This window comes from Streptococcus agalactiae ATCC 13813 (genome assembly GCF_000186445.1).
GTDB lineage: Bacteria > Bacillota > Bacilli > Lactobacillales > Streptococcaceae > Streptococcus > Streptococcus agalactiae.
Genome location: NZ_GL636070.1, coordinates 1,511,022 through 1,518,892, shown reverse-complemented (window position 1 = coordinate 1,518,892; position 7,871 = coordinate 1,511,022). Strand labels below are relative to the sequence as shown.

Annotated in this window: 9 protein-coding genes; all 9 read left to right on the top strand. The window is 35.3% G+C overall.

The window, feature by feature from the left end; all coding sequences use genetic code 11:
- Window positions 1–98: 98 nt before the first annotated feature.
- Window positions 99–326, top strand: a complete 228-nt coding sequence (locus HMPREF9171_RS106130) for a DUF5965 family protein (protein WP_000110922.1) — start codon at window positions 99–101, stop codon at window positions 324–326.
- Complete coding sequence (locus HMPREF9171_RS106135) at window positions 323–712, top strand: DUF5945 family protein (RefSeq protein WP_000048066.1); 390 nt, start codon at window positions 323–325, stop codon at window positions 710–712. The genes HMPREF9171_RS106130 and HMPREF9171_RS106135 overlap by 4 nt, the downstream gene beginning before the upstream one ends.
- A gap of 49 nt (window positions 713–761) precedes the next feature.
- On the top strand, window positions 762–1,052 hold the full coding sequence (locus HMPREF9171_RS106140; RefSeq protein WP_000667951.1) for a hypothetical protein: 291 nt from the start codon (window positions 762–764) through the stop codon (window positions 1,050–1,052).
- Between the two features lie 69 nt (window positions 1,053–1,121).
- Complete coding sequence (pezA, locus tag HMPREF9171_RS106145; protein WP_000578719.1) at window positions 1,122–1,598, top strand: type II toxin-antitoxin system antitoxin PezA; 477 nt, start codon at window positions 1,122–1,124, stop codon at window positions 1,596–1,598.
- Window positions 1,598–2,365, top strand: a complete 768-nt coding sequence (pezT, locus tag HMPREF9171_RS106150) for a type II toxin-antitoxin system toxin PezT (protein ID WP_001235242.1) — start codon at window positions 1,598–1,600, stop codon at window positions 2,363–2,365. Before pezA ends, pezT begins: the two co-directional genes overlap by 1 nt.
- Window positions 2,366–2,401: 36 nt before the next feature.
- Window positions 2,402–4,909: a Spaf_1101 family AAA-like ATPase gene (locus HMPREF9171_RS106155; protein ID WP_001213955.1), complete on the top strand. Its 2,508-nt coding sequence runs from the start codon at window positions 2,402–2,404 to the stop codon at window positions 4,907–4,909.
- A 337-nt stretch (window positions 4,910–5,246) separates the two neighbouring features.
- On the top strand, window positions 5,247–5,609 hold the full coding sequence (locus tag HMPREF9171_RS106160) for an SAG1252 family conjugative relaxosome accessory protein (protein WP_000140674.1): 363 nt from the start codon (window positions 5,247–5,249) through the stop codon (window positions 5,607–5,609).
- Between the two features lie 2 nt (window positions 5,610–5,611).
- Entirely contained in the window at window positions 5,612–5,977 is a 366-nt protein-coding gene (locus HMPREF9171_RS106165) for a MobC family plasmid mobilization relaxosome protein (protein WP_000431640.1), read from the top strand.
- A complete protein-coding gene (locus tag HMPREF9171_RS106170) occupies window positions 5,964–7,847 on the top strand; it encodes an SAG1250 family conjugative relaxase (protein ID WP_000261812.1) in 1,884 nt (627 codons plus the stop codon). The genes HMPREF9171_RS106165 and HMPREF9171_RS106170 overlap by 14 nt, the downstream gene beginning before the upstream one ends.
- Window positions 7,848–7,871: the final 24 nt, after the last annotated feature.

The following is a 7,871-nucleotide window of genomic DNA, read 5'->3' as shown; positions in this document are numbered from 1 at the left end:
ATAGAGATCATCCTCCACCTAAACGAGAGCACACTTTTGATGTGATAACAAAATCAAGTCCGCTATCATAATCTAGAATGTGACAAGGAGGACACCCTATGAGTGTGATTGAACGTCTGGCTGAAAAAGTAGCTAGACAAGAAGAAAAGGTCTCACGTGAGACGGAGAAATTGGAACACTATCGTGACCAACTACAAACAGCTATGTACAGTACCTTTATCAAACGGCAACAATCTAGTCAGTTGTCATTTCATGAAGCACTAGAGCAAGCCTTTGGTAAAGAAACCACACTACACCCAAATTACAGAAATGAGGATACAGAATGAGTAAAACATGGAATTTTGATCAGCCACTAGATGATGTGAAACCAACATCATCCCATGAAGAACGAGCAAAAATTGCAGCACTTTTCCATAAACAAGATGAAAAACCAATTGAAGAAGTAGACTATGTGGCTGCTTTTGAACAGCAACAAAAGGAGTCAGAATCTAAAGATGTACAGACGCCCGAATCAAAAGTTAAACAAAGCCAGCCGAAGAAAGTAAATATCACAAGCGACTATAAACAACACTTGGCAGACACTATTGCACAAAACAACAAGGATATTTCAGCCTGTCAAAAGCAAATTGAAGAACTTCATCAATTGATTGATGAAAAGAAAATCCAAAATAAAAAGTTGCAGGCTATTTCAGTAGCCATTGATGATTTATAAGTCAGGTAGTCCTATGCGGGCTACCTTTTTATAATTGAAGGAGAAGATAATGAAATTTTTTCAAAAGAAAAAACAGAACCAGGATCAATTTAAACGACTGATTCATCGACTATCAGAGATGTCAGATAGTGAACTAACCAAAGTAGAGCAACTCCTAGATGTGGTCTTTGATTCAAGTTTCAAGTCTAGTGAGAGAGTGGAAATATCTAGGGACATTATAACCGATGAGGAACAAATTCTTGATAAGTCAATCCAAGAAGCGAAAAATAAACTGAATACTGAGCAGTTGGAGAAGCGAATAGAGGAGTTTAAGCAATCGAAGAAACCTAAAAACGGATAATGCACCAAATATGGTGCGTTATCCGTTTTTTATGGTATAATGAAAGCAAATATGAGGAGGTCTTTATCTATGATCGGAGACAATATAAAATCACTACGCCGAACACACGATTTAACACAGCCAGAATTTGCGAAAATGGTTGGGATTTCACGCAATAGCCTGAGTCGCTACGAAAATGGTACCAGCACTGTTTCAACTGAACTCATCGACCGTATTTGTCAGAAATTTAACGTTTCTTATGTCGATATTGTAGGAGAGGACAAGATGTTAACACCTGTCGAAGATTACCATCTGACTTTAAAAGTAGAAGTGATAAAAGAACGTGGAGCAGCCATTTTATCAAAGCTTTATAGATACCAGGATAGTCAAGATATTGTTTTTGATGATGAATCTAATCCTTGGATTTTGATGAGTGATGACTTGGCCGAATTGATCAATACGAAAATTTACCTTGTCGCTACTTTCGATGAAATAGAGCGTTACAATGGCTATTTAGATGGTATAGAGCGGATGTTAGACATGGTGCATCATCGGGTGGTGGCTTAATGAGACTGGAAGAATTTAGTGAGGCTGAGTTTCAGAAGGCCTTGCAGCGAACCATTCGGGCCTTAACCCGAGGAAAGACGATTCCAGATCAACCGAAAGCTATCTTGCTTGGTGGACAAAGCGGAGCAGGTAAGACGACTATTCATCGTATCAAGCAAAAGGAATTTCAAGGTAATATCATTATTATCGATGGTGACAGCTACCGTTCTCAGCATCCCAATTACTTAGCCCTGCAAGAAAAGTATGGCAAGGATAGCGTGGACTATACCAAGGGATTTGCAGGAAAAATGGTAGAACAGTTGGTTGATGAACTCAGTACGCAAGGCTACCATTTGCTGATTGAGGGAACCTTGCGAACTACTCAAGTTCCTCGTCAGACTGCTCAATTATTATCTTCTAAAGGTTACCAAGTTTCCTTAGCAGTGATTGGTACCAAACCAGAGCTTTCTTATCTCAGCACCTTGATTCGTTACGAAGAGCTTTATGCCATCGATCCGACTCAGGCTAGAGCAACACCAAAAGAACACCACGATGGGATTGTTGAGAACTTGGTTGATAACTTGAGGGAGTTAGAAAGTGAAAATCTCTTTGACCAGATTCAAATTTATCAAAGAGATAGAACTTGTATCTATGATTCTGAAACTGCTGAAGGTTCCGCAGCAGAAGTGCTACAAGAATGCCTATTTGGAAAATGGAGCAAGGTAGAGGAGGAGATGGTGAAGGAGAGTGAACTCCTACTTAAGGAATTACTTGAGAAAAATAAATAATTGATTTTAAAGATAATATTTTTTTGGGGGTTAGAATTGCGAGGATTTAATAATAAGATAAAATCTGTTTATCGAGAATTAACAAATACCAAAGAGAAATTCGGTAGTTTTCATAAGACCTTGATTCATTTACATACACCTGTTTCTTATGATTATAAGCTATTTTCGAGCTGGACTTCAACGAAATATAGAAAAAGTACAGAAGATGAATTATTTGATATATTTTTCAAAAATAAGAAAATCAAAGTTGATAAAACAAAATTTTTTGGTAGCTTTGATAAAGTTATCTTTTCTAGCCCAAAAGAGTACATTAGTTTTCTTTTGTTAGCAGAAGCTATCTTAAAAAATGAAATAGAAATAGTTGTAGTAACTGATCATAATACTACCAAAGGTATTAAAAAACTTCAAACAGCAGTTTCAATTATAACGAGAACCTATCCGACTTATAATATACATCCTCATATTTTACATGGAGTAGAAATTAGTGCAGCAGATAAGTTACATATTGTTTGTATATACGATCATGAAAAAGAATCTTGGGTTAATCAATGGTTATGTGAAAATATTATAAGTGAAAAAGATGGAAGTTATCAGCATTCGTTGACTATCATGAAAGATTTTAATAATCAAAACATAATTAACTACATTGCTCATTTCAATAGTTATAATATTTTGAAAAAAGGTTCTCACTTGTCGGGTGCATATAAGAGACAAGTTTTTACAAAAGAAAATACACGATTTATTGGTGTAAAAAATATAAATTCTGTTGAAGGATCGAAAAATCGTTTATTGACAGATTTTAATTGTGAACCAAATTTTTTATTAGATAATGATTCACATGATATTGATTCAGTCGGAAAGAATAATATGTGGATAAAAGGTGGAAAGATTTCTTTTAAAATGTTCCAAGAAGCTTTGCTTGATTACACTGTATCAGTAAGTTTATTTGAACCAAATTTTGAACAAAAGTCTTACATAAAAGGTTTATACATTCAAAGTCGTGGAGGCGATAGAAGTTTTCTTACAGGTGATAAGTTAGAAAAAGATAGAGACTTCTTTTTAACATTCTCACCATCTATGAACTGTTTAATTGGAGGGAGAGGTACAGGGAAAAGTACACTAATAGATATGTTACAATTTGTACTTTCTCAGGATTGCGACAAGCAGAGTAAATTAGAATTCCTATGTAACCATGCAAATGCTTTTGTACTCTATGTTTTAGAGGATGCTGAATATATCATTGAGGTTAGTTTGCCAGATGTCTTGCAGGAAAATAGGGACAATATCTTACAATATTATGGGCAAAATCGTGAGAATAGGTATGGATATCCTTATAACTACAATTCTGACTCTATCAAAGAGTGGACACGCTCTCAATATACGAAAGTATACAAAGTTGAGGGAAAATTTTTCAAATTAGTTGATAAAACTAGAATATTAGAAAAAATGTTTGATAGGAGATATTCTGTTAATGAGTTGGTTAGAACAGCGGATGGAGAAAAAATTACAGAATTTATTTCCGACTTAATGCTAAAAAATAAAAATTTACCGAGACCAAACTATGGTTTAAGAACTCAGACTCTAGAATCATTCGAAGCTAAACTACAGGAACTTGATAAATATAGGAGAGTTCGTAAGGATTCAATACTCAAAATAATTGATGATTTCAATCAAACTCAAGTTGGTAAGTTAAGAATCTGTTATGAGCAAATTGATAGATGGGAAGTACCAGATTTTGAAAGCACTCTTTTCAAAAGTAATTCAACTCTCAATTTCTCATTTGAAAATTATAGAATTAGTAAGCGGGATGTTGCAGATATTCTATACCTTGTTTATCAGGAGTTAGGAATAAAAGGATTTGTTAACGTTATTTTGAAACAAAATATTCCTAATAGGTATTTTATATTATTAAAAAATATTTCTGAGGAGAATTTTGCAAAACATGAGAATAAGTGGAGAAATAATTCCGAGATTAATGATTCTAACATACCCTATTTAAAAACTAGTATTTATTCTTTAATCGCAAATAGTAGTTTACTAGATGAGTTAAAGAGAGTGCTAAAAGAACACGTAGCCAATGAAAGACTTTTTTTGGAGTTTAACATTAACTCAAAAGAAACATCACAACATCTTGACATTCTTTATAAAGAAGTTAGTGTATTAAGTTTGGGTCAAAAAGTTGTAGCGATGTTAGATTTTTTACTAGCATATAGTGATTATTCAAAGGATTTCAGACCATTAATTATTGATCAACCTGAAGATAATTTGGATAACCGCTATATATACAGACATTTAGTTCAACAGTTTAGAGACGTGAAAGCTCAACGACAAATTATTTTAGCAACCCATAATGCGACAATTGTAACAAATTCCATGACCGATCAAGTGGTAATTATGGAATCAGATGGGGCTCATGCTTGGATTGAATCACAGGGATATGTTAGTGAAAAATTTATAAAAAACCATATTATCAATCAATTGGAAGGTGGAAGAGACTCATTTAAACATAAGATGTCCATATATGAGACAGCTCTTTCTGAATAATATAAGGAAATGAAAAGTAGGTTAGAAATATCCTACTTTTTGTTTTGTGATACCTTTTCCAAATCACCTCTATTATCCTAATATCATTCCTAAAAAAATCAATCCATGATTTTTCACTGGGGGTTTGGGGGCGAAGCCACCAAGTTATCTTATCGTCGGCTATCAAAACTCAAAGGTTTTGGTCGGCTGGCGATAAGATTTTTGGGATATTGTGGACACAATATCTGAGCTCGCAAAAGCCGAAAAGGGAAGATTTGAGGCTTTTAGGGAGCCCCCGTATCAGATATGGTATCGGTGCTAACCCGCTAGAGGGAAATGTGAGAAGGAGTGTATCATCATGACAGAAAGTTATCGGACAATTCGTAAGGAAATCAACTTGACGCTTGAGGAATTTGAGCAGATTCAACTACTGATGAGAAAGGAGAATGCGGAGCAGTTTTCTCCCTTTGTTAGACAAAAACTATTGGACATTGTCAATAACAAGGATGACATCAGAGATTGGTTTATTCTGTGGCAATCTCAAAAAATAGAACAAATCAGTAGAGATATTTTACAGGTAGCAACTCTAGCGGAACGAGGCCATCAGGTCACGTCAGAACACTTAAGAATTATATTGACTTGTGTTCAAGAACTGATGACAGAAGTAGAGAAGGCAGTACCACTCAGTTCAGAATTTCGAGATAAGTATATGGGAGGTTAGATATGGAAAATCGTTATCGAACCAATCTCAAAAAAGTCTTTTTAACAGACCAGGAACTTGCGAACCTGAACAATCATATTAGCCAAAGTTCTTGTCAAAATTTTTCTGCTTATGCCAGAAAGGTTTTGCTTAATCCAAATATGACCTTTTTAACAATTGATACCAGTAACTACCAAGACTTGGTTTTTGAATTACGTCGAATTGGCAATAACATTAACCAGATAGCTAAAACAGTCAATCAGACAAAACTTCTGACAGTAGAGCAGCGAGATAATTTGAAAACGGGCATAGGTCAGCTGATTGCGGAAGTTGATAAGGACTTCTATGTCAAGTGTCAAAAGTTGAGGGAATTTTATGGTAGTCACTAAACATTTTGCGGTTCATGGCAACAAATACCGTAAAAGTCTTATCAAGTATATTCTAAATCCAGCTAAGACTGACCAACTCAAATTGGTTTCAGATTTTGGAATGAGCAATTACCTCGACTTCCCTAATTATGAAGAAATAGTTGAGATGTATCAGGCAAACTTTGTCAATAATGATAGGCTTTATGATTCGAGAAATGACCGGCAACAAATCAAGCAAAATAAAATTCATGCTCATCATCTTATCCAGTCATTCTCACCTGAGGATAATCTTACACCTGAAGAAATCAATCGTATTGGTTATGAGACGATAAAGGAGTTGACTGGCGGAAACTTTCGCTTTATTGTGACAACCCATACGGATAGGTTGCATGTTCATAACCATATCCTCATCAATTCTGTTGACCTCAATTCTCATAAGAAACTCAAATGGGATTATGCTCAGGAGAGAAATTTACGGATGATTTCTGACCGTCTTTCCAAAGAAGCAGGTGCCAAAATTATCACACCGAACCGTTATTCTCATGAGAAGTTTGTGACCTATCGCAAAAGTAATCACAAATTTGAATTGAAGCAACGTCTTTATTTTCTGATGGAGAATAGTAAGGATTTTGACGACTTTTTATCCAAGGCAGAAGCATTGAATGTTCAGATTGATTTTTCAAGAAAATACGCTCGTTTTTTGATGACGGATATGCCCATGAAGCGAGTTATTCGAGGCAAGCAACTAGATAAACGTCAACCCTATACCGAGGAATACTTTCGAGAGCACTTTGCCAAGCGAGCGATTGAGCAATGTTTAGATTTTCTCTTACCCAGAGTTCGTGACCTTTCACAACTTTTGGAGTTTGCAAGAGAACTCAACCTTGCTATGTCTCTAAAACAAAAGAATGTGGCGTTTACTCTAACAAAAAATAGTCAGAGCATTACAGTCAATAATCAAAAAGTCAGTTCCAAAAATCTCTACGATGTTCAATTTTTCGAAACTTACTTTGAGAAACGTGGAGAAGTTCCTGATATTGACCAGTCGCAACTTATTTCCGACTTTGAGGGATATTGTGAGGAACAAGATAAGGAAAAGCTAGCTTATGAAGACTTGCAAGAGGCTTATCAGGCATTTAAGGAGAAAAGAGACCAGGTTCAAGAGTTTGATGTCGTCTTAGCTGACCATCAGATTGATAAGTTAGTCAAAGATGGTCTCTTTATCAGAATGAACTACGGCGTTAAAAAAGATGGCTTGGTCTTTATCCCAAACCGTCATTTAGATATTAAAGAGACAGAGAGTGGTAAACACTACCATGCCTTTATCCGTGAGACCGCACAATTTTTCATTTACAATAAGGAGGCGTCCGAACTCAATCGCTATATGCGAGGGCGTGAACTCATTCGTCAGTTAACCAATGATAGCCAGACTATCTCTAAAAGAAAAAGACCGACCATTGACACACTTAAGAAAAAGATTGAAGAGATTAATCTTCTTATTGAGTTGGGTACGGAGAATAAGTCTTATCAAGATATTAAAGACGAGATTATTAAGGATATTGCTCAATTAGATTTGACCATTACAGAGATTCAGGAACACATAGATCATCTCAACAAGGTTGCGGAAGTCTTGCTTAACCTGGACAATAACGATATAGAGAACCGCCGCTTGGCCAAATATGACTATGCCAAGATGAATCTAACTGCGGCTATAAAACTGGAACAAGTTGAGAAAGAAATCGAAATCTATCAAATTAAGTTAGATAAGTCAATAGATGATTATGAGTATTTAATAAGGAGGTTGGAAAAGTTTGTCAAAATTTTAAATGAAATAGACTCAAGCAAGGATGAACTAAAATTTGAACACAGTGAAAAAAATGTGAAAGAATAGCATTTTTCGGATTTATTGATACCA

What these genes read in the sequence shown, in the direction of transcription:
- HMPREF9171_RS106130 (WP_000110922.1), top strand. Translation starts at nt 99, where the DNA reads ATGAGTGTGATTGAACGTCTGGCTGAAAAAGTAGCTAGACAAGAAGAA.
- HMPREF9171_RS106140 (WP_000667951.1), top strand. Translation starts at nt 762, where the DNA reads ATGAAATTTTTTCAAAAGAAAAAACAGAACCAGGATCAATTTAAACGA.
- HMPREF9171_RS106165 (WP_000431640.1), top strand. Translation starts at nt 5,612, where the DNA reads ATGGAAAATCGTTATCGAACCAATCTCAAAAAAGTCTTTTTAACAGAC.
- pezT (WP_001235242.1), top strand. Translation starts at nt 1,598, where the DNA reads ATGAGACTGGAAGAATTTAGTGAGGCTGAGTTTCAGAAGGCCTTGCAG.
- HMPREF9171_RS106170 (WP_000261812.1), top strand. Translation starts at nt 5,964, where the DNA reads ATGGTAGTCACTAAACATTTTGCGGTTCATGGCAACAAATACCGTAAA.
- pezA (WP_000578719.1), top strand. Translation starts at nt 1,122, where the DNA reads ATGATCGGAGACAATATAAAATCACTACGCCGAACACACGATTTAACA.
- HMPREF9171_RS106160 (WP_000140674.1), top strand. Translation starts at nt 5,247, where the DNA reads ATGACAGAAAGTTATCGGACAATTCGTAAGGAAATCAACTTGACGCTT.
- HMPREF9171_RS106135 (WP_000048066.1), top strand. Translation starts at nt 323, where the DNA reads ATGAGTAAAACATGGAATTTTGATCAGCCACTAGATGATGTGAAACCA.